Annotated in this window: 19 protein-coding genes and 3 pseudogenes; 12 read left to right on the top strand and 10 right to left on the bottom strand. The window is 69.3% G+C overall.

What is annotated here, in order from left to right; translation table 11 throughout:
* From AB0I23_RS39455 to AB0I23_RS39465, 3 genes and pseudogenes are all read right to left on the bottom strand, one after another.
* Positions 1-137, bottom strand: a pseudogene (locus AB0I23_RS39455) (electron transfer flavoprotein subunit beta); the annotation flags it as partial.
* Positions 138-338: 201 nt separating this feature from the next.
* Positions 339-845 (bottom strand): flavin reductase family protein, encoded by a 507-nt coding sequence (locus AB0I23_RS39460; RefSeq protein ID WP_359117731.1) that lies wholly within the window; start codon positions 843-845, stop codon positions 339-341.
* A 196-nt stretch (positions 846-1041) separates the two neighbouring features.
* Positions 1042-1368: a TlpA family protein disulfide reductase gene (locus AB0I23_RS39465; RefSeq protein WP_359117734.1), complete on the bottom strand. Its 327-nt coding sequence runs from the start codon at positions 1366-1368 to the stop codon at positions 1042-1044.
* A gap of 218 nt (positions 1369-1586) precedes the next feature.
* Here AB0I23_RS39465 and AB0I23_RS39470 point away from each other — a divergent pair, with 218 nt between their 5' ends.
* Positions 1587-2309: a lysophospholipid acyltransferase family protein gene (locus AB0I23_RS39470; RefSeq protein WP_359117771.1), complete on the top strand. Its 723-nt coding sequence runs from the start codon at positions 1587-1589 to the stop codon at positions 2307-2309.
* A gap of 36 nt (positions 2310-2345) precedes the next feature.
* Here the strand turns inward: AB0I23_RS39470 and AB0I23_RS39475 are convergent.
* The 5 genes and pseudogenes from AB0I23_RS39475 to AB0I23_RS39495 form a co-directional block, all read right to left on the bottom strand.
* Positions 2346-3027 (bottom strand): annotated as a pseudogene (locus AB0I23_RS39475) (B3/B4 domain-containing protein); the annotation flags it as partial.
* A 30-nt stretch (positions 3028-3057) separates the two neighbouring features.
* Complete coding sequence (locus tag AB0I23_RS39480; protein ID WP_359117736.1) at positions 3058-3657, bottom strand: transglutaminase-like domain-containing protein; 600 nt, start codon at positions 3655-3657, stop codon at positions 3058-3060.
* Between the two features lie 78 nt (positions 3658-3735).
* Entirely contained in the window at positions 3736-4797 is a 1062-nt protein-coding gene (locus tag AB0I23_RS39485; protein ID WP_359117774.1) for a threonine aldolase family protein, read from the bottom strand.
* Complete coding sequence (locus tag AB0I23_RS39490) at positions 4794-5561, bottom strand: SDR family NAD(P)-dependent oxidoreductase (protein ID WP_359117739.1); 768 nt, start codon at positions 5559-5561, stop codon at positions 4794-4796. Before AB0I23_RS39490 ends, AB0I23_RS39485 begins: the two co-directional genes overlap by 4 nt.
* Positions 5562-5587: 26 nt before the next feature.
* Complete coding sequence (locus tag AB0I23_RS39495) at positions 5588-6985, bottom strand: DUF6421 family protein (protein WP_359117742.1); 1398 nt, start codon at positions 6983-6985, stop codon at positions 5588-5590.
* Between the two features lie 306 nt (positions 6986-7291).
* On the opposite strand from AB0I23_RS39495, the gene AB0I23_RS39500 reads away from it, so the two are divergent.
* Together AB0I23_RS39500 and AB0I23_RS39505 are read left to right on the top strand one after the other, a co-directional pair.
* Positions 7292-7417 (top strand): hypothetical protein, encoded by a 126-nt coding sequence (locus tag AB0I23_RS39500; RefSeq protein ID WP_359117745.1) that lies wholly within the window; start codon positions 7292-7294, stop codon positions 7415-7417.
* 123 nt (positions 7418-7540) lie between these two features.
* The gene (locus tag AB0I23_RS39505) at positions 7541-8191 is read left to right on the top strand and encodes a glycerophosphodiester phosphodiesterase (RefSeq protein WP_359117747.1); all 651 of its coding nucleotides are present in this window, start codon (positions 7541-7543) and stop codon (positions 8189-8191) included.
* Between the two features lie 12 nt (positions 8192-8203).
* Here the strand turns inward: AB0I23_RS39505 and AB0I23_RS39510 are convergent, their stop codons facing one another.
* Positions 8204-8761: a GNAT family N-acetyltransferase gene (locus tag AB0I23_RS39510; protein WP_359117776.1), complete on the bottom strand. Its 558-nt coding sequence runs from the start codon at positions 8759-8761 to the stop codon at positions 8204-8206.
* 76 nt (positions 8762-8837) lie between these two features.
* Between AB0I23_RS39510 and AB0I23_RS39515 the strand changes: the two genes are divergently transcribed.
* The 7 genes and pseudogenes from AB0I23_RS39515 to AB0I23_RS39545 all read left to right on the top strand — a co-directional run bounded on the left by AB0I23_RS39515 (position 8838) and on the right by AB0I23_RS39545 (position 13031).
* Positions 8838-9224: a VOC family protein gene (locus AB0I23_RS39515; RefSeq protein WP_359117750.1), complete on the top strand. Its 387-nt coding sequence runs from the start codon at positions 8838-8840 to the stop codon at positions 9222-9224.
* Positions 9225-9378: 154 nt separating this feature from the next.
* Positions 9379-9978: a DUF5134 domain-containing protein gene (locus AB0I23_RS39520; RefSeq protein ID WP_359117752.1), complete on the top strand. Its 600-nt coding sequence runs from the start codon at positions 9379-9381 to the stop codon at positions 9976-9978.
* Between the two features lie 95 nt (positions 9979-10073).
* A complete protein-coding gene (locus AB0I23_RS39525; protein WP_359117754.1) occupies positions 10074-11009 on the top strand; it encodes a M56 family metallopeptidase in 936 nt (311 codons plus the stop codon).
* A 33-nt stretch (positions 11010-11042) separates the two neighbouring features.
* Positions 11043-11753 carry a phosphatase PAP2 family protein gene (locus AB0I23_RS39530; RefSeq protein WP_359117757.1) on the top strand — a complete coding sequence of 237 codons (711 nt, stop codon included), beginning with the start codon at positions 11043-11045 and terminating at the stop codon, positions 11751-11753.
* A 19-nt stretch (positions 11754-11772) separates the two neighbouring features.
* Positions 11773-12465: an HAD family hydrolase gene (locus AB0I23_RS39535; RefSeq protein WP_359117759.1), complete on the top strand. Its 693-nt coding sequence runs from the start codon at positions 11773-11775 to the stop codon at positions 12463-12465.
* Positions 12466-12543: 78 nt separating this feature from the next.
* The gene (locus AB0I23_RS39540; RefSeq protein ID WP_358860614.1) at positions 12544-12723 is read left to right on the top strand and encodes a hypothetical protein; all 180 of its coding nucleotides are present in this window, start codon (positions 12544-12546) and stop codon (positions 12721-12723) included.
* 96 nt (positions 12724-12819) lie between these two features.
* Positions 12820-13031: pseudogene (locus tag AB0I23_RS39545) on the top strand (hypothetical protein).
* 267 nt (positions 13032-13298) lie between these two features.
* Here AB0I23_RS39545 and AB0I23_RS39550 read toward each other — a convergent pair.
* Positions 13299-14789, bottom strand: a complete 1491-nt coding sequence (locus AB0I23_RS39550; RefSeq protein WP_359117762.1) for an LVIVD repeat-containing protein — start codon at positions 14787-14789, stop codon at positions 13299-13301.
* Between the two features lie 158 nt (positions 14790-14947).
* Between AB0I23_RS39550 and AB0I23_RS39555 the strand changes: the two genes are divergently transcribed.
* Positions 14948-15634: a DUF305 domain-containing protein gene (locus AB0I23_RS39555; RefSeq protein WP_359117765.1), complete on the top strand. Its 687-nt coding sequence runs from the start codon at positions 14948-14950 to the stop codon at positions 15632-15634.
* 78 nt (positions 15635-15712) lie between these two features.
* Positions 15713-17095 (top strand): FAD-dependent oxidoreductase, encoded by a 1383-nt coding sequence (locus AB0I23_RS39560; RefSeq protein WP_359117768.1) that lies wholly within the window; start codon positions 15713-15715, stop codon positions 17093-17095.
* The last annotated feature ends 101 nt before the right edge of the window (positions 17096-17196 follow it).

Raw genomic sequence — 17196 nt, forward strand, 5'->3', positions numbered from 1 at the left:
TGCTCCACCGCGTACTCGTCGAGCTCCGACAGCAGACCGTCGACATCCTCACGGTCCAGCGTCAGGTCATCGGCGAAATGCCGGTCACCGGTGGCATCCGGCACATACTTCACACAGACAACGATCCTCAAGCTCACGCCGGCTCTCCTACTGCATCGTCATTTCTGGGCTGCCTTGATGCACGCAGCATAGGCGCCTGATGGGGCGCATTCCGGTCGGGGCGACCGATGCTCCGAGCAAAATATTACTCGTCAGTACACCCAGTACGTTACCCATAAGCAAGCGCTTTGCACTGTGACCTGACCGACGCTCGGCGCCCGTGCGCCGCCTGGGAACTCTCAATCCCGCAGCGCTGTGAAACGACCCTGATGGTAGAGGAGCGGGCGGCCGCCTCCGGCCGGATCGCCGACGACGGCCTCCGCGATCACGATCCGGTGGTCCCCCGCCGGGATGCGCGCCACCACGCGGCAGACCAGCCACGCCAGCACCCCGTCGAGCACCGGCACTCCTTCCGGCCCGTTGCGCCAATAGGTGGACGGACCGAACCGGTCGGCGCCGCTGCGCGCGAATGTGGCGGCCAGCTCCTGCTGGTGCTCGCCGAGTATGTGCACGCCGATGTGCTCGGCCTCCGCCACGACCGGCCAGCTGGAGGACGAGGTCCCCACACCGAAGGAGATGAGCGGCGGCTCGGCGGCGACGGAGTTGAGGGAGGTCGCGGTGAAGCCGACCGGCCGGTCACCGGCGGCGGTGATCACAGCGACACCGGCGGCATGCTGCCGGAAGACGGAGCGCAGGAGATCGGGGGAAGCCGTGCGGGCGCTGGAGAGCTCTGGCGAAGCCGTCATGGAGACGTCCTTCTGCGGGGGAGGCGTACGGGGCCGTGGGTGCTCAGGCACCCGGACAGCGCGCACTCGCGTTGCGGGCGAGGTCCACGTGGGCCCGGCCGTAGAGAAGGGGTTCCGGCGGCATAGCGTCAGACTGACGATGCGTGGTGGGTGCAGTCAAGAGGGTTCCGCAATGTGGGAGATGCATCACGGTCCGTCACATCGCGCGCCCCAGAGCGGCGACAGCATCGACGGTGCGGGGCTGCCCGACCGCTCGGCGGACAATCCGGCCGGTCGCGTCGAGGACCAGAACCGTGGGCGTGCGGCTGATGCCCAGCTCGCGTACAAGAGTGAGATGCGCCTCGGCGTCGATCTCGATATGAGTGACGCCGTCGACCATTCCGGCCACCTCGCCGAGGGTGCGGCGGGTGGCCCGGCAGGGCTGGCAGAAGGCGCTGGAAAACTGCACGAGGGTCGCCCGTTCCCCCAATTCCGCGCCGAGTTGGGCCGAATCCAGCCTGATCGCGCGTGTCTGCCTGTCCACCGTCCGCCTCCTGTCAGAGCTCTTCGCAAGGGGTCAGCATCCTCGGGCACGGAGTCATTCCCACTGGTTCCACGTGACGAGAATCTCGCGCCCCGCGCCCGCCGAGACTGGCCACCGCGACGGACATGGGGCACGATCGGCGCAATGCCGAAAACCTACGGCTGCGTAACTTCCGCCGGGAGAACCCTCCTCAGGCGCTGAAGAAGGGTCTTCTCCAGATGGCAGAACTCGTCTATCGGCCGGTCATCGGCGCCGCTCGCACCATGTTCAAGGCGCTGGATCTGAAGATCGACACTCAGGGTTCGGAGCACATCCCGAAGACCGGCGGTGCGGTACTGGTCAGCAACCACATCAGCTATCTCGACTTCATCTTCACCGGACTCGCGGCGCTGCCGCAGAAGCGGCTGGTCCGCTTCATGGCGAAGGAATCGGTCTTCCGGCACAAGGTCTCCGGTCCACTGATGCGCGGCATGAAGCACATCCCGGTCGACCGGAAGCAGGGCGAGGACGCATATGCCCATGCGCTCGCCTCGCTGCGCTCCGGCGAGATCATCGGCGTCTTCCCCGAGGCGACCATCTCGCAGTCGTTCACACTGAAGAGCTTCAAGTCGGGCGCGGCCCGGCTGGCCCAGGAGGCCGGCGTACCGCTGATTCCGATGGCCCTGTGGGGAACGCAGCGGATCTGGACCAAGGGGCGGCCGCGCAACTTCAAGCGCAGCCACATCCCGGTGACGATCCGGGTGGGTGCGCCGGTGGAGGCCCCCACCGACCAGTACGCGGGCGCGATCACCCGACGTCTGCGGGAGCGGGTGCAGGAGCTCCTCGAAGCCGCGCAGCGCGCCTACCCGGTCCGGCCGAAGGACGCGAGCGACACCTGGTGGGTGCCCGCGCACCTCGGCGGTACGGCTCCGACGCCCGCCGAGGTGCGCGAGGCCAGCTGACCGGGCCCGTTCACCGCCACGGCTGAAACGTCGCTCCGGGGTGCGGACGGCGATCCGCGCTCCGGGGCTCAGCTTCTCCAGCGACTCGGCGAGTTCGGCGCCTGCGGCTTCGAGCTCGTGGATCGTCATCGGGGTGAGGCTCTCCAGCAGGAACACGGCGTTGACCGACTCCTCGGTGAGCCGGGTGCGCACGCCCTGCCGCCAGTTCCAGCGGCGGCAGGTGACGCCCTCGTCGTCGCACCGGACGACTTCTCCGGACTCCGGGTGCTCCACGCCCTCCTCGCCGCCCGCGACCGTGGGGAAGGGTTCCCGGCCCGTGGCGCGCACGAGGCGCATGGCGCCCTTGACGCGGTCGGCGTCCTCACCGCCGACCGGGATCAGATGGGCGACGCTGATCGCGTTGTAGGCGTCGACCAGCAGATTGATCCACGGCAGTCCGGCGTCAGTGAGGGCGCGCTCGGCAAGCGCCTCGGCGGAGTTGCGGGTACGCGGGACGGCTTGGCGCCGAAGGCGGCGTACGCGTCCCGCCAGGCGGCGACGTGGGGCCCTCGTGCGGGGCCCGGCCGTCGAGCCGTTCGACGAGCCGCCGGGCGGCATCGTCCAGCAGGGCCGCACTGTTCTCATTGCTCGGCCCGTCGAGCAGCCCGCGCGCCTCGACGGCGAGGTGGGTGAAGCCGGGCACGAGGGTGCGCGCATGGTCGCAAACGCTGAGCGTCAGGCTCCATTGCCTGCCTTGCCTCGGGACGGATCAGAGCGCGGTCGGGAGCGTGCGCCACAACTGCGTGCGGTCCTCGGCGGTCTGCAGGGCACGCAGAACCGTCGGATGTGGTGCGGCATGGAGCTCTGGATAGTCCACTCCATTGGACTCCGGCTCGATGGGCCAGGCCAGTCGCTCCTCGTCGAGCGAGAACTGGGCGTCGACGCCCAGTTTGTTTCCGCGCGGGTCCTGGCGGTCCCAGCGGTCCCGACCCGGCAGGCGCACGGCGATCAGCCCGTGCAGAACGCCCGGATCCCCGTTCTCGTCGCCGAAGCCCTGGTAGCAGAGGGCTGCCGGAATGCCCGCCGCACGCAGCAGGGCCGCCAGCGCGTGGGACTTGGAATGGCAGATGCCGTTACGGGTGGCGAGGACGTCCGAGGCGCGCCAGGTGACCCTGGGATCACCCGAGTCGACGGAGTGGGGAATGGTGTCGCGGACGAACTCATAGGCCGCGAGCGCGTATGAGTATGCGTCGGTGGTGCCGACGCGGAGGCGTTCGACGGTCTGCCGTACGAGCGGATGCTCGTGATCGATGGCCACATCAGCGGCGAGATAAGCGGCCATGTCCGCGGTCTGCTGCGTCAGCTCCATGCATGCAGAGCGTACGGAAGCGACCGACCGGAACGCAATGACTTTCCGGTCGGTCGCATATTAATGCGCAGGATGGTGCTACTTGGCGATCTCTTCCTTCAGCGCGAGGACGAACGCGTCCACATCGTCCTCCGTGGTGTCGAAGGAGCACATCCAGCGCACGTCACCGGCGGTCTCGTCCCAGAAGTAGAAGCGGAAGCGCTTCTGGAGCCGCTCGCTCACGTCGTGCGGCAGACGCGCGAAGACGGCGTTGGCCTGGACCGGGTAGAGGATCTCCACGCCGTCCACCGCCCGGACGCCCTCGGCGAGCCGCTGGGCCATGGCGTTGGCGTGCCGGGCATTGCGCAGCCACAGGTCACCGGCGAGCAGCGCCTCCAGCTGCACCGACACGAAGCGCATCTTCGACGCAAGCTGCATCGACAGCTTCCGCAGATGCTTCATGGCCCGTACGGCATCGGGGTTCAGGACGACGACGGCCTCACCGAAGAGCGCCCCGTTCTTGGTGCCGCCGAACGAGAGGACATCGACGCCTGCCTCGCTGGTGAACGTACGCACAGGTACGTCCAGCGACGCCGCGGCGTTGGCGATCCGCGCCCCGTCGAGGTGGACCTTCATGCCGCGCTCGTGGGAGTGCTCACAGATGGCGCGGATCTCATCGGGCGTGTAGACCGTGCCGAGCTCGGTGTTCTGGGTGATCGACACGACCTGGGGCATGGCGCGGTGCTCGTCGTCCCAGCCGTACGCCTGCCGGTCGATGAGCTCAGGGGTGAGCTTGCCGTCCGGGGTCGGCACAGTGAGCAGTTTGAGGCCGCCGACGCGCTCCGGCGCGCCGCCCTCGTCCACGTTGATGTGCGCGGACTCGGCGCAGATGACTGCCCCCCAGCGATCCGTCATCGCCTGCAGGGAGACGACATTCGCCCCGGTCCCGTTGAAGACCGGGAACGCCTCGGCGGTGGGACCGAAGTGCCCCTTGACGATCTGCTGGAGATTCGCGGTGTAGTCGTCCTCGCCGTAGGCGATCTGGTGACCGCCGTTGGCGAGGGCGATGGCCGCGAGGACCTCCGGATGGACGCCCGCGTAGTTGTCACTGGCGAATCCGCGTATCTGCGGATCGTGGTGACGTCGCGCGTCGGTCCTTATGGTTGCGGGGTCAGCCACAGACGCTTTCCGTTCACTTCGGAGGCGGGCTCGGACCAGACGTCGGCGATGGCATCGGCCAGCTCCTTGACGTCGGTGAAGCCCGCGAACTTCGCATTCGGGCGCTCGGCGCGCATCGCGTCGTGCACCAGTGCCTTGACGATCAGGATCGCAGCCGCTGCCTTCGGCCCTTCCTCGCCCCCCGCCTTGCGGAAGGCGTCGGCGAGCGCGAGGGTCCACGCCTCGGCGGCAGCCTTCGACGCGGCGTAGGCGGCATTGCCCGCGGTGGGCTTGCTCGCCCCGGCCGCGCTGATCAGCAGGTAGCGGCCGCGGTCACTGCGCTGGAGCCCTTCCTGGAAGGCCAGCGAGGTGTGCTGAACCGTGCGGATCAGCAGCTTCTCCAGGAGATCCCAGTCGGCGAGGTCGGTCTCGGCGAAGGTGGCGCTGCCGCGCCAGCCGCCCACCAGGTGGACCAGGCCGTCGATCCGGCCGAATTCCTTCTCGGTCTTGTCCGCCCATTCGCGGGTGGCGGCAAGGTCGAGCAGATCGACGGTGTCACCGGTGACGGTGGCGCCGCCGTGGGCGTACCGTGCGGCGTCGACGGCCTCCGCCAGACGGGTGGGGTCCGCGTCCGAGGCGACGACGGTCGCACCGGCCTCGGCGAGCCTGAGCAGCGTCGCCCGGCCGGCCGGTCCGGCTGCTCCGGCAACGGCGATCACCGCCCCTTCCAGCGAGCCGTTCCCGTTGCCCGTGCCGTTTGCGTTCATGGCCACTGCCTCCTTGGGGCGAGCGCTCACGCGGCTGCCTGCTCGGCGTCCGCCGCGGTGATCCCCTTGGTGGAGGCAATCACATTCTTCAGCTTCTTGGCGAGCGCCTCATAGAACATGCTCAGCGGAAACTCGTCCGGAAGCACGTCGTCCACGAGCTTGCGGGGCGGCTGCGAGAGGTCCAGGGCGTCCGGACCCTTGGCCCAGCGGGAGCCGGGGTGCGGGGCGAGATAGGTCGAGACCAGGTCGTACGCGGCGAACCAGTGGACCAGCTTGGGGCGGTCGATGCCGTCGCGGTAGAGCTTCTCGATCTCGGCGCAGAGCTGGTTGGTGACCTGCGGGGCCCGGTCCCAGTCGATCTTCAGGGTGTTGTCGGTCCAGCGGATCACATCGTGCTTGTGGAGGTACGCGAAGAGCAGCTGGCCGCCGAGACCGTCGTAGTTGCGGACCCGCTCGCCGGTGACCGGGAAGCGGAACATCCGGTCGAACAGCACGGCGTACTGCACGTCACGGCCCTGCGGGAAGCCGTCGGCCTCCAGCTTCACGGCCTCCTTGAAGGCGGTGAGGTCGCAGCGCAGCTCCTCCAGCCCGTACATCCAGAACGGCTGGCGCTGCTTGATCATGAAGGGGTCGAACGGAAGGTCGCCGTGACTGTGGGTGCGGTCGTGGACCATGTCCCAGAGCACGAATGCCTGCTCGCAGCGCTGCTGGTCGCCGACCATCTCGCGGATGTCCTCGGGCAGTTCCAAGCCGAGGAGCTCGACGGAGGCCTCGGTGACGCGGCGGAATCGGGCGGCCTCACGGTCGCAGAAGATGCCGCCCCAGCTGAAGCGCTCGGGGGTTTCGCGCACAGCGATCGTCTCCGGGAAGAGCACTGCGGAATTGGTGTCGTATCCGGAGGTGAAGTCCTCGAAGGTGATGCCGCAGAACAGCGGGTTGTCGTAGCGCGTGGCTTCGAGCTCGGCGAGCCACTCGGGCCAGACCATCCGCAGGACGACCGCTTCGAGGTTGCGGTCCGGGTTGCCGTTCTGCGTGTACATCGCGAAGACGACCAGGTGCTGCAGACCGTCGGCGCGGTCCTTGGCGGGCTGGAAGGCGAGCAGCGAGTCCAGGAAGTCCGGCACACCGAAGCCGTCCGCCGCCCAGCGGCGCAGGTCCATGACGAGGGCGCGATGGTACGCGGCATCGTGCGGAAGCAGCGGGGAGATCTCTTCGATCGCGGCGATCGCGCGTTCCAGCGTCACCAGGACGGTGGCGGGCGAGGGGGCGTCGTCGGCGTCGAAGTCGATCGAACCGTCCTTCGCCTGCCAGGGCCGGATCTCCTCAACGGCATCCTTGAGCGCGGGCCAGGCAGGCTGCTCAACCACCCGCTGGGCAGTAGCTATCGCGCCGACCTCGGCGTCGTGCACAAGAATTTCCGTCATCACACTTCCTCCACGGGAGAACCTCGCGTCAAGCAACCGTATCCGCGTGTGGTTCTTCGAGACAAGTGCGCCTCAGAAAATTATCCTGCCGACCCCCCATGGTCACCGCGATTCTTCCTGCCACATTCCGCTTGCGCGACTCCTTCCGTCGGTTCCGGGGGACGCCGGACCGTCGGTAAGCGCACACCCGGGCGTTCAGGCCGCGCAGGGCGCGCCCACGTACGAGTGACACAGCTCGCCGGGCACCGGCGCTACCGGTAGGACGGGTACCACCCGCCTCCCTCCCACCCCTCCGGAGACCGCCGCGTGAGCATCCGTGCCGTCCTTGTCGCAGCCGTCATCACCGGATTCCTGCTCGGTGTCGCCGACGTCCAGGGACACGACGCCACTCACCCTCGCGTGACCGGTTCCCTCTCGGGTCCGGGCCGCTAGGCTGCCGAGTTGCCGTAAAGCCGAGTGCCGAAGTGCCGCGTGGGCAGGAGCAGCACGCGGGGAGACGCCGTCGACGGAAGCGAGATTGCCTTGACTTTTCTCACCATCGGTCATCGCGGGGTAATGGGTGTCGAGCCGGAGAACACCCTGCGGTCGTTCGCCCACGCCGAACAGGCCGGCATGGACGCCATCGAACTGGACCTTCATCTGAGCAAGGACGGCGCACTCGCCGTCATGCACGACGCCGAGGTGGACCGGACGACCGACGGCACGGGTCCGATCGCCGAGAAGACCCTTGCCGAGCTGCGGGAACTCGATGCCGGGCAGGGCGAACGGGTGCCCGCCTTCGAGGAGGTGCTCGACGCCGTGCGCTCCCCCTTGCAGGCGGAGATCAAGGATGCGGCCGCAGCCCGGGCACTGGCCGAGGTGATGCGGCGGCGCGATCTCGTCGACCGGGTCGAGGTGTCGTCGTTCCACGACGAGGCGGTCGCCGAGATCGCTCAACTGGTGCCGGGGGTACGGACCGTGCTCATCGCCAGCCGTTGGAGGAGCGATGTGGTGGACCGGGCGAAGGCGGTGGGCGCGGCGACGCTCGCGCTGAACATCCGGCGTCTCACCCTGGAGGTCGTCGAGCAGGCGCACGCCGAGGGACTGAAAGTCATCGGCTGGGTGGTGAACACCCAGGATCATCTGCGTCTGGTGCGCGCCCTGGGGCTGGACGGCGCGACCACCGACTTCCCGGAGATCCGCCGCGCCGGCCGCTTCACCGCGTAGGTGCGGAGAGGGTCAGCTCTCCCTCAGGTCCTTGATCAGCAGTTCGAAGGCGAGATCGTCGCGCTGCGGGACACCGAAGCGCTCGTCGCCGTACGGGAACGGGCTCAGCTCTCCCGTACGACGGTAGCCGCGGCGCTCGTACCAGGCGATCAGCTCCTCACGCACCGAGATCACGGTCATGTGCATCTCGGTCGCGCCCCAGCTCTCCCGGACACTGCGTTCGGCCTCGGCGATGATCAGCTTGCCGAGGCCACCGCCCTGCAGCTCGGGGCGGACCGCGAACATTCCGAAGTAGGCGGCCTCCCCGCGGTGTTCGAGCTGACAGCAGGCGATCGGTTCGCCGTCCCGCTCCACCACGAGCAGCCTGCTGCCGGGCGCCTCGACCACCGCGCGGACCCCGTCCGGGTCGGTCCGCTGCCCCTGCAGGATGTCCGCCTCGGTGGTCCAACCCGCGCGGCTCGAGTCGCCCCGGTACGCCGATTCGATCAGCGTCACGAGCGCGGGCACATCGGCGTACGCCGCGTCGCGGAAGGTCAGCTGTCCCGAGTCGCGGGGCGGGGCGGTGTCCATGGTGAGGCTCTCCGTTTCTCTGCTGGGGCCGTGCCGCAGCAGAGTAGCCCGCTGGTCCGCGCCTAATGTCTCGACCATGGTGCATGTGCTGAGCAGTCGGGTCCTGTTGAGCCCTACCGACCCCGAGCGGTCACGGATGTTCTACGGAGAGTCCCTCGGACTGCCGGTGTACCGGGAGTTCGGCACCGGCCCCGAGCGCGGGACGGTGTACTTCCTGGGCGGCGGCTTCCTGGAGGTCTCCGGGCGCTCCCCCGCGCCGCCCTCGCCCGGGCTGCGGATGTGGCTCCAGGTCGCGGACGTCCGGGCGGCGTACGAGGAGCTGTCGGCCCGGGGCGTCGAGGTGGAACGGCCACCGGTGCGCCAGCCGTGGGGGCTTGTGGAGATGTGGATCTCCGATCCGGACGGGGTGCGGATCGCGGTCGTCGAAGTGCCGGAGGACCATCCACTGCGCTACCGGCCCTGACGGGGCAGCGACCCGCGACGGCGCACAAGCGGTCACGTCCCTCTGCGAGTCTCCTCCACGCGCTCCCCTCATACATCAGTGCGCTGCGTACGACCTGCCGGGCCGGGGCATCGACTAGTCGACACCGACGTCGTACGTCCTGGGGAGGTGCGCTGTGCACGGACCGGCGATGTCCGGCTGGCTGCTGATGGCGTTGTGCGGGGTCACGGGCGCGTACTGCCTGCTGCGGATGCGCAGCGGGACGGAGGAGGAGCGCAGAACGGCGCGCGCCGAGGCGGTCATGGGCTTCGGCATGGCCGCGATGGCGGCGCCCGCCGCGGTCGTCCCGCTGCCCGGGTGGGGATGGGCTGTGTACGTGGTGTTGTTCGGCGGGGCCGCGTTGCGCGCCCTCTGGTTCGCCCGTCGCAAGGGGCATCATCTGCACCATCTGGTCGGCTCACTGGCGATGGTCTACATGGCGTCGGCGATGGCGCCGGGCAGCGGAGCGGCGGCGCACGGTGCGGGCGGTGTGCAGGGTGGGCACGGCGGCCATCAGATGGCGCAGGCCGCCGGTGGCGTACCGCTGCTGACGGGGGCGCTGCTCGTCTATTACGCGGCCTATGTACTGCGATCCGGGACTCAGCTGATTCCGGTCGCCGCCGCGGATCCGGCCGACGGGCCGACGGGGGGCGACTGGGGCGCGCGGCCGGAGCTGGCGCTGGCCTGCCGGTTGACCATGGGGATCGCCATGTTCGCGATGCTGCTCACGCTGTGAGACAGGGAGTGCGGCAAACCGTCGCGTCCGTGGCGTACGTCACTTGCCGAGCACAGCCATACCCGTGGGTACCGCGCCCCTCATAGGCTGACGTCATGTTGGTCTCCCTCGTGCTGCTGCTGCTCGGTGCACTGGCCGCCGTCGTGACCCCGCGACTGATGGCCCGGGCCGAGTGGCCGGAGCGCGAGCCCGTGGTGGCCCTGTGGGTGTGGCAGTGCGTGGTGGCCGGGGTGCTGCTGTCCTTCGGGCTCTCCATGACGTTCAGCGCGGCCGCCGCCTGGCAGGCGGTGCGCGGGCAGGTGTTCGCGCCCGCACCGCACGCCGTGGTGGAGGCGTACGCGCTGGCCGCGTACGGGCCGTGGTCCGCCGTCATTGCCGTTCTGCTGGCACTGGGAGGCATCTGGAGCGCGGCAATGCTGACGCGGGAGATCCGACGGGCGCAGGTGCGGCGCAGGCGGCGCCGGGCCGAACTGCTGGTCCGTTCCCCGTTGATGCCCGGCGAGGAGCCCGGAAGCGGTCGGCTCGTGGTGCTGGAGGGTGAGCGCCCCGACGCCTGGTGGCTGCCCGGAGCGGCACCTCAACTGGTCATCACCACTGCGGCACTTGGGCGACTGAAGGGCCGTCAGCTGGATGCGGTGCTGGCCCATGAGCAGGGGCACGCGCAGGCGCGGCACGACTGGCTGCTGCACTGTTCCGCAGCGCTGGCGAACGGGTTCCCGCAGGTGCCGGTGTTCGCCGCTTTCCGTGACGAGATGCACCGGCTCATCGAACTGGCCGCGGACGATGTGGCGTCACGGCGCTTCGGTCGGCTGACGATCGCTCTCGCCCTCGTCGAACTGAACGAGGACCGGGGCGTGTTCGGCCCCTGCCCGACACCGGACGCGCAACTGCCGCTGCGCGTGAACCGGCTGCTGTCGCCGGTCGAGCGGCTCACCGTGGGGCGCCGGCTGCGGCTGACCGCGGCCGCTGCCCTGGTGCCGGTGGTACCGCTTCTGGTGGCCTTCGTGCCGGGACTCAGCGCGCTGGGATAGCCGGTGCCGTGGTCCGTCCGCAAGGATCACCCCATGCACTCCCCAGCCCCGCCCCCGCCCCTCTCCCCGCCGGACCGCTCCCCTGCCCTCTCGCCCGCTCTCCGAGCCGGCGTCGGGTGCGGGTCCCTGGCTCTCGTGCTGCTGATTCTGGTCGCCGTGCGCTGGTCGCCGCTGATGTCGCTGGACCGGACGGTCGCCGACGCACTGCACCGGAGGGCGGTGACTGAGCCGGAGCTGGTACACATCAACCGGATCCTGACCGACTGGGTGTGGGACCCCTGGACGATGCGCATCCTGATCGCGGTCGCCGTGGTGTGGCTGTGGTGGCACGGGGCCCGGATGCTCGCGGGGTGGGTGGCGGCGACGAGCCTGTTCGCCACCTTGCTGCAGCAGGGGCTGAAGTCCGCGGTCGGCCGGGAGCGCCCTCGGTGGCCGGACCCGGTGGACTCCGCCCACTACGCGGCGTTCCCGTCCGGTCACGCCATGACGGCGATGGTGAGCTGTGGTCTGCTGCTGTGGCTGCTGCACCGGCACGGCGTGCGGCGGCGGGTGTGGCGCGTCGCGCTCGCGGTGGCGTGGGTCTCGGTGATCGGTACGGGGGTGACCCGGCTCTATCTGGGGGTGCATTGGATGACTGATGTACTGGAGGGCTGGCTGCTGGGTGCGGCGGTGGTCGCGTTCTCGACCGCCGTGTTCGCCCGGTACGAGGGACAAGGACGAGCGGCCTTGCCGCACCGGACCTGAACCGGCGAGGATCGGACCCATGATGATCAAGGGTGTGCTCTTCGACTTCTCCGGGACCCTCTTCCGTATCGAACCCGTCCGGTCCTGGCTCTCGGCGGTCCTCGCCGAGCGGGACATGACCGTGACCGATGCCGACTTCGAGCGGTACGTGGCGGACCTGACAACTGCCGGGGCACTGCCGGGCGGTCCGGCGCCGCAGCGCGTTCCCGACCGGCTTGCCGCGGCGTGGGCCACGCGCGACGAGAGTGCGGAACGGCACCGTGAGGTGTACACGGGGCTGGCCCGCCAGGTCGCCCTGCCGGATCCGGGGCTGTACGAGGCGCTCTACGACCGGCACATGTCGCCGACGGCGTGGCGGCCGTACCCGGACGCGGCGGAGGTGCTGGGGGCGCTGCGTGCGGGCGGGACCCGGGTCGGCGTGGTGAGCAACATCGGCTGGGACCTGCGGCCGATCTTCCGGGCTCATGGTCTCGACGCCCTGGTCGACACCTACGTCCTGTCGTACGAGTACGGGATCCAGAAGCCGGACCCACAACTCTTTCACACCGCCTGCACACTTATCGGTCAGGATCCGACAGACGTGGTGATGGTGGGTGACGACCGACACGCGGACGGCGGAGCGGCCGCACTGGGGTGTGACGTGCGCTTCGTGGACCATCTCCCGGTGGAGGAACGACCGGGCGGGCTACGGGCACTCGGGCTCATTTCGTGATCCCGCGGAGAGACATGTGAGAGATGTCCCTGACGCCCAATGGGTCCGATTGTCACACCAGGGCCTTAGCCTGGTGGCATGTCTCGTTCTCCCCGCTCATCCGATTCCGTGCGCTCCGCCGCCGTGGTGAATGAAGAGATTCGCGACCTGTGGCAGCGCTCCGGCGGATGCTTGTCCCCGGACGACGAGGAGGAGTACCAGCGACTCCTGGTGGAGTGGGCCGCTGTGACCGGCGGGAGCGCGAGGTCTGCCGCGTAAGCGGTACGGGGCGGCATTCCGCTCCCCGTCCGGTTCGGCCAGTCCCTGTGCGGCGCCCTCCGGCGCGTCGCACTCTGGAGGCGAGACTTCTCCACGATCGTGATTTTCCGGCCGTCGTCCCCCTCCGGCGGGCGACGTGTCACCGTGCAGCATGACGGTCGGGTCCAGATCCTGGGGCCGGCCCACTCGGACACGATGTGATCGTGTTCCTGGAGGGTGCCGGGCTCGACGATCCTGAGCGGATTCTCGGCAGCCCCGACTGGGTCGAGTGGCGGGTTGGCCGGGCCCACCGGTACGAAGCCGCGTAGGAACGGTTGATTCCGGCGATCCCCTGAGCCGCCGGAACCAGGCAGCCACCCCGGTCGACCTGGCCCGTCGGGCATCGGTCGGGGGCCGCGCGCTGATGACGGACGGCACGAACCGGTCAACGCAGGGGTTCAGTACGGGCCCGTCGGCGCATCGGTCCATGAGGCCGTGCACCGCGCCCGACTGCTCGCCGCGTCCCGCCGGGCGGGGATCCGCCCGGCGGGAACGCGCCGTGAGCGCACGGGTCCGGCGATACCCGCGCAGCCGGATCAGTTGTCGAAGTAGTCCGGCTGCGTCTGCACATTGAGCTCCGGCATCCGCACGCCCTTCGCCGGGTCGGTCCGCGGGTCGTCGAGCTTCAGGACGTCGAAGCCCTTGGCGATGTCGTTGGAGTAGATGTATCCGTTGTAGTAGTACGCCGACCAGGGGCCGGCCGTGGTGACGGCGTTCAGGTTGACGGGACCGCGCTCGAAGAACGCGATCTCCTTGGGCGCCGAGGAGTCGGTGAAGTCCCATACCGAGACTCCGCCCTGGTACCAGGCCTGGACCATCAGGTCGCGGCCCTTGACCGGGATGATCGAACCGTTGTGGGCGACGCAGACCTCGGTGGCGGCCTGCGGGCGGTCGATCTTGAAGTAGCTACGGAAGACAAGCTTGCGGTGGTTACCCTTGCCGACGATGTCGTAGATGCCGTCGGCGCCGCGCTTCGGCCCGATCTCCTTGTTGCAGGTGGCCGCGCCACCTCCGCCGAGCTCATCGGTGAAGACGACCTTGTCCGCCTTCTGGTTGAACGTCGCCGAGTGCCAGAACGCGAAGTTCACATTGTCCTGAACCCGGTCGATGATCTTCGGGTTCTCCGGGTCCTCGATGGAGAACAGCAGGCCGTCCCCCATGCAGGCACCGGCGGCCAGGTCCTTCGACGGCAGCACCGTGATGTCGTGGCAGCCGGTCGTCTTCGAGACCCCGGGGTTGGTGGGCGCGCCCGGGTTGCCGCCGTCCGGGAAGAGCACCGGGAAGTTCACGACCGCGGCCTTCTCGGGCGCCTTGCGTGGCACCTTGATGACGGAGATCCCGTCGTGCGGCGGCTGGCAGTCCGGGAACGTCGCGCTCGGCGAGTACGAGGAGACGTATATGTACACGCTGCTGCGCTCCGGAACCAGCGTGTGGGTGTGCGAGCCGCAGGCGGTCTCGACGGCGGCGACGTACTTCGGGTTGCGCTTGTCGCTGATGTCGAAGATCTTCATGCCCTCCCAGGAGGACTTCTCCGTGGCGGGCTGGGTGGTGCTGGCGCACGAGTTGTCGTTGCGCGAGGAGTCGGTGGACAGGAACAGCAGGTTCCCGGAGACCGAGACGTCGTTCTGGGATCCGGGGCAGAGCACCTGGGCGACGGTCTGCGGGGAACTCGGGTCGCTGATGTCGTAGATCCGGAAGCCGTCGTAATTTCCGGCGAATGCGTACTTCCCCTGGAAGGCCAGGTCCGTGTTGAGACCCTTGAGTGCGTCCTTCGGGACGTTGGCCAGCGGGGTGATGTTGTCGCTGTGGACGATCTCGTCCACGCCGGGTATCTCGCCGTCCTCGATGGCGGCCGTGGCGACGGCCTCCTGGCTCGCGGAGAGACCGGTGCGAATGGCGGGTGAATCACCGGGGTCGGGCGTTGCGGCCGCCGGTCCGGCCGTCAGCAGAGTGGCGAAGAGTCCGGCGGCGGCTGCCGCCACACCCAGACGTCTGCGCCGCACCTGGGTGGTGTGCAACGAATTCACTGCGTCCTCCCCTGTACCAAAACGTGGTTGAACGGTTGACTGACCCCGGCAGTATCGTCCTTCCCACGGGCATCCCAACAGATGGCAACAGGAACGTAATGAAAGTTACCGGCCCTTGAGGTCGCGGATGTGCGCCAAATGATCTACTACGACCCCATGTGGCATTGGAGGCCGCCTTGTTGATTTTCCGTCAGGTCGCGCGGGTGCACAGATCCGTAGTCGTCGCTGCCGTGGCGACCGCCGCACTCTCCCTCGCCGCGTGCGATGCGGGCGGTGGCAGCCATGACGCCAACGCGCGTGCAGGAGGAGGTCCTTCGGTCGTGGCACCGGGGAAGCCGGGAGAGCCCGCGCAGACCCTGTCCGTCGAGGAAGCCGCGAAGGCTGCCGGGGACGACACCCCCAACTCGGCCGATTTCCGCTACGTACAGCTGATGATCCAGCACCACGCCCAGGCACTGGAGTTGACCGCCCTGGTGCCGTCCCGTTCTTCGTCGACCCCGGTGAAGCGGCTGGCCGAGCGCATCTCCGCAGCGCAGAAGCCGGAGATCGGCGCCATGGAGGGATGGCTCACGCACAACGGCGGCGAGAAACACGCGGGCGGTCACGACCACGCCGGGATGCCCGGCATGGCGACGGAGGCACAGCTGAAGGAGTTGCGGGCGGCCGAGGGCAAGGCCTTCGACAAGCTGTTCCTGCAGCTGATGATCACCCACCACCAGGGAGCGATCACGATGGCGACCGAGGCCCTCTCCGAGGGGAACAACGTTCAGGTCGAGGAGATGGCGGGCGATGTCGTCGCCCAGCAGACGGTCGAGATCGACCGGATGCGCGCACTGTCCTCCTGACGCGCCGCGCGGCCGCACCTCTCCCCTGCCCCGCCGACCGGTGGGATGCTGGAGTCACCTTCCGGGAAGAGGTGCACCGTGCTCCGTGTCGCCGTCGTCGGCTCCGGACCCAGCGGGGTCTACACCGCTCAGTCTCTGGTCGAGCAGTCCCGGGTGCCCGATGTCCGGGTGGACGTGCTGGACCGGCTGCCCTGCCCGTACGGCCTCGTGCGGTACGGCGTCGCCCCCGACCACGAGAAGATCAAGTCGCTGCAGAACAGTCTGCGGACCGTCCTGGAGCACGAACGGATCACCTTTCTCGGCCATGTCCAGGTGGGCGGGGACGGGCTGTCACCCGAGCGGCTGAGCGAGCTCTACCATGCGGTGGTCTACTGCGTCGGGGCGGCGACCGACCGCGGACTCGGCATTCCCGGCGAGGATCTGCCCGGCAGCCACTCGGCGACCGAGTTCGTCTCCTGGTACAGCGCACACCCCGATGCGGCTGCCAACATCTTTGCGTTGCAGGCCCGTTCTGCCGTGGTGATCGGGGTCGGCAATGTGGCGGTCGACGTGGCACGGATCCTCTCGCGCGGCGCCGAGGAACTGCGGCCCACCGATGTGCCCCACCCGGCGCTCGGCGCGCTGGCCGGCAGCCGGGTGCGCGAGGTGCACATGGCAGGCAGGCGGGGACCGTCGCAGGCCAGGTTCACCACCAAGGAGCTGCGCGAGCTGGGCGGGCTGCCCGGGGCGCGGGTCGTGGTGGACGGTGCGGAGCTGGCCCGCGATCCGGCGTACGCCCCCGTCGGGGCGCCGGCGGATTCACCGGTGCCGCTGCCGGCGGTGGTGCGGCGCAATATCGAGGTGCTGCGCGGGTGGGCCGACCCCGGTGTCCCTGCCACCGGGCCCGGCCCGATGCGCACGATCCACCTGCGGTTCTTTCTGCGTCCCGTCGAGCTCCTCGAACGGGACGGGCGGGTCGCCGGGGTCCGGTTCGCACGTACCGCGCCGGACGGCAGCGGGGGCGTACAGGACACCGGTGCGTACGAGGAGATCGGCGCCCAGCTCGTCCTGCGGGCCGTCGGCTACCGCGGGCTGCCGCTGCCCGGTCTGCCGTTCGATCCCGACCGCGGTACCGTGCCCCATCGGGCGGGGCGGGTGCTCCGGGACGGCGTGCCGTCACCCGGGGAGTATGTCGCGGGGTGGATCAAGCGGGGGCCGACCGGAGTGATCGGCTCGAACCGGTCGTGCGCGAAGGAGACGGTCGCGTCGCTGCTCGACGATGCACCGCTGCTCGCGGGGCGGCCGTCGGCCCCCGATCCGGTGGCCGCGCTGCGGGCGTGGGGGCTGCGGCCGGTGGAATGGGACGGCTGGCTGTCGATCGAGCAGGCGGAGGCAGCCCTCGGACGGTCGCTCGGTCGAGGGCCGGTGAAGATCCCGGACTGGGCGGGGCTCCTGCAGGCCGCACAGGGCGACCGTCGCTGAGACCGGCCGGCAATTGGGGGGTGGGTGAAGGAGCGGGGCTGGGGTGCGTGCATCGCAAGGCGGAGGATTGAGCCATGGCGGAGCCCTGGTGATTGACGACA

The sequence above is a fragment of the Streptomyces atratus genome, from assembly GCF_040655115.1.
Taxonomy (GTDB): domain Bacteria; phylum Actinomycetota; class Actinomycetes; order Streptomycetales; family Streptomycetaceae; genus Streptomyces; species Streptomyces atratus_D.

Excerpts from the sequence above, each read along its gene's own strand:
- AB0I23_RS39460 (WP_359117731.1), bottom strand. The coding sequence starts at position 845 with ATGACGGCTTCGCCAGAGCTCTCCAGCGCCCGCACGGCTTCCCCCGAT.
- AB0I23_RS39470 (WP_359117771.1), top strand. The coding sequence starts at position 1,587 with ATGGCAGAACTCGTCTATCGGCCGGTCATCGGCGCCGCTCGCACCATG.
- AB0I23_RS39480 (WP_359117736.1), bottom strand. The coding sequence starts at position 3,657 with ATGGAGCTGACGCAGCAGACCGCGGACATGGCCGCTTATCTCGCCGCT.
- AB0I23_RS39490 (WP_359117739.1), bottom strand. The coding sequence starts at position 5,561 with ATGAACGCAAACGGCACGGGCAACGGGAACGGCTCGCTGGAAGGGGCG.
- AB0I23_RS39495 (WP_359117742.1), bottom strand. The coding sequence starts at position 6,985 with ATGACGGAAATTCTTGTGCACGACGCCGAGGTCGGCGCGATAGCTACT.
- AB0I23_RS39505 (WP_359117747.1), top strand. The coding sequence starts at position 7,541 with ATGGGTGTCGAGCCGGAGAACACCCTGCGGTCGTTCGCCCACGCCGAA.
- AB0I23_RS39510 (WP_359117776.1), bottom strand. The coding sequence starts at position 8,761 with ATGGACACCGCCCCGCCCCGCGACTCGGGACAGCTGACCTTCCGCGAC.
- AB0I23_RS39515 (WP_359117750.1), top strand. The coding sequence starts at position 8,838 with ATGGTGCATGTGCTGAGCAGTCGGGTCCTGTTGAGCCCTACCGACCCC.
- AB0I23_RS39525 (WP_359117754.1), top strand. The coding sequence starts at position 10,074 with ATGTTGGTCTCCCTCGTGCTGCTGCTGCTCGGTGCACTGGCCGCCGTC.
- AB0I23_RS39530 (WP_359117757.1), top strand. The coding sequence starts at position 11,043 with ATGCACTCCCCAGCCCCGCCCCCGCCCCTCTCCCCGCCGGACCGCTCC.
- AB0I23_RS39535 (WP_359117759.1), top strand. The coding sequence starts at position 11,773 with ATGATGATCAAGGGTGTGCTCTTCGACTTCTCCGGGACCCTCTTCCGT.
- AB0I23_RS39540 (WP_358860614.1), top strand. The coding sequence starts at position 12,544 with ATGTCTCGTTCTCCCCGCTCATCCGATTCCGTGCGCTCCGCCGCCGTG.